Raw genomic sequence first — 2,556 nt, forward strand, 5'->3', positions numbered from 1 at the left:
GGCCGAGGCCGAGCAGGCGATTGGAGCCGCAAATCGCTCCGCAGCGAGCGCAGAAGAGTTTGTCCGGCTCTCAGAGCGCGAACTGCAAGTAACCCAGATGTCCGAGCGGCTGGCTCGCATCGAGAGCAACGAACCGGAGTTGCGCGGGGTGATCGGCTGGCTCAACGGGTGCAAGGTCGACCGGCGCGCGCTGCAGGAGATCGCCGGGGCGGAGCGGGAAGTCGAAAGAATCCGCGGGCTTCGCGAGTCGGAAGGCGCCTCGATCGAGATCAGCGCACTGGAAGCGACCGCGCTGGAGGTCGACGGGCAACAGGCCGAGATCGGACCGGACCGCACCTACAGCGGCAAGGTGCATGGGGTGTCGACGCTGAGACTGCCGGGGGGAATCGTCGTCCGGATCTCCGCGGGCGCGGCAGCGCGCGAACTGGAAGGCGCACTGGCGGCGGCGACTGCCGCGCTCGAAGAGTGCCTCGCCCAGGCCGGAGTTGAATCGGCACAGGAAGCGCGGGAAACGTGGGACGCGCGGATCAAGAGTGAGGAGCGGCGGAAGTTCCTGATGGAACAGATCCGCGCCGACCTGCGCGACCTCTCGGCGGACGCGCTCCGGGAGAAGCTGGAACGCGAACGCGCGGCGATCGGCACAATTCGGGACGCAGCGCAGGCGGGAGTGCCCGAGTCTCTCGATACGGCAAAGACCTTACGCGACCGAGCGCTCCAGGCAGCGCGGGATGCCGTGGAGGCCGGGAAGCTGGTGAGCCAGGACCTCCAGGATGCCCGGTCCCGCGTAGAGCAGCTGGAGCGCCAGCAGTTCGAGCTGAGTACCAGCTTGAAGTCGGTCGCCGCCGATGTGGCGCGACACGAAGCGGAACTCCTGCGCCTGGACCAGGAACGCGGCGACCGGCCGCTCGCGGACGAGCTCGCATCGGCGCGAGCGGCCGTCGACGCGGCGACGGCGAATCTCGCCGAAGGCAGGCTGGCACTCGCGGCACTTCCGGATGTCTCGGCCACCAGGACAACGGTCGCAACGGAACTCGCCGGCGTGGAACGAAGACTCCAGGAGGCTCGGGACGAACGTGCTCGAGATGTGGGCGTCCTCGACGACGCGGGCGCCGAGGGGCTGCACGGCCTTCTATCGGGGGCCGAGCAGCAGCAGATGGAAGCGGCGCAAGAGCTTGGCGCGTACGAGCGCCGAGCGACCGCGGCGAAACGGCTGTTCGACACCATGACCCGCCGCCGCGAGGAAGCTCGAGAGAATTACGCGGACCCGATGCGGCGCGCGATCGAAGGACTCGGCAAGCGGGTGTTCGGCCCATCTTTCGGGATTGAGCTTTCAGAAGCGCTGCAGATCATGCGGGTAACGCGGAGCGGAGAGTGGCTCGACGTGGGCCAGCTCAGCGTGGGCATGAGGGAGCAGCTTTCGGTGCTGACGCGGCTGGCTTGCGCTTCGCTGGTGAGCGCCAGCGATGGCGCGCCGGTGGTGCTGGACGATGTCTTTGGCTGGGCGGACCCCGTTCGACTGCAGAAGCTGGGGCCGATCCTCGCGGACGCGGCGCGGGAGACGCAGGTACTGCTGTTCACCTGCCATCCCCGCCGGTTCGACTCGGTCGCACCGGCGAGGGTGATCAGCCTGCCAACCGGCCGAGTGGAAGAGCGCCGCGAGGGAGACATGGCGCCTGCGCCGGAGGTCGCGCCACGTGCTGCGGGCGCTGCCGGCCGTTCGACAGTAACCGCGCGAACAGGCACGCCACAAGCAGCGTTCGACCTGTTCGGCGAGCCCGAGGCTGCGGGAACCCGTTAGTAGGGGCGGACTTCGCGGGCGAAGTCGCGGCCGCCGCGGACGGTGACGCGCATGACGGCGCCGAAACGGGAGTCGTCTTCGATCAGCTCCACCACACCGGCCGCGATATCTTCGGGCAGGAGGATCCCGCCGACCATGCGGCCCATCTCTTCGACATGTTCATCGCCGCTGCGGCGGACGAGGGGGGTATCGGTGAACGACGGGCAGATGGCGTTGACGCGAATGTTCGCTTCCTCGGCCAGGTAGGCGAGGGAACGAGTGAAGTTGACGACGCCCGCCTTCGCCGCGGCATAGACCGGCGATCCGGCCATGGGCAGCAGTCCACCCATTGAAGCCGTATTGATGATGACCCCGCCCCGGCCGGAGCGCCGCATCTCGCGCACAGCGATCCGGGTAGCATCGATGACGGCTGTCAGGTCGATATCGATGACCTTCGCCCAGTCTCCGGGGTCGTCGGCGAAGAGGTCTTCCCCGCCGATGCCGGCATTGTTGAACGCGACGTCGAGACGGCCAAAGTGCTCGAAGGCACAGGCGAAGGCCCCGGCGAGATCCTCTGTCCTGGTCACGTCGCAATGGCGGAAAACGGCAACACCGCCCTTCGCGCCGGCCAGATCCACCGTCTGGCGGCCACCGGTCTCGTCGAGATCGGCGACGATCACCTTAGCACCTCGTCCCGCAAGGGCGAGGACGGCGGCGCGGCCGATGCCTGAACCGCCCCCGCTGACGACGATTGCTCTGCCTTCGATTTCCATCAGATG

2 protein-coding genes are annotated in these 2,556 nt (G+C 68.0%); one reads left to right on the forward strand and one right to left on the reverse strand.

The window, feature by feature from the left end; genetic code table 11:
* On the forward strand, positions 1–1,798 hold a 1,798-nt coding region (locus tag KBA23_RS16785; RefSeq protein ID WP_290743402.1), incomplete at its 5' end, for a hypothetical protein.
* On the opposite strand, the gene KBA23_RS16790 is transcribed toward KBA23_RS16785, so the two are convergent.
* Positions 1,795–2,556: SDR family NAD(P)-dependent oxidoreductase (locus KBA23_RS16790; RefSeq protein WP_290743403.1), on the reverse strand; the 762-nt coding region annotated here is incomplete at its 5' end. The two genes, KBA23_RS16785 and KBA23_RS16790, sit on opposite strands and share 4 nt — an antisense overlap.

Source organism: Amaricoccus sp. (assembly GCF_017995835.1).
Classification (GTDB): domain Bacteria; phylum Pseudomonadota; class Alphaproteobacteria; order Rhodobacterales; family Rhodobacteraceae; genus Amaricoccus.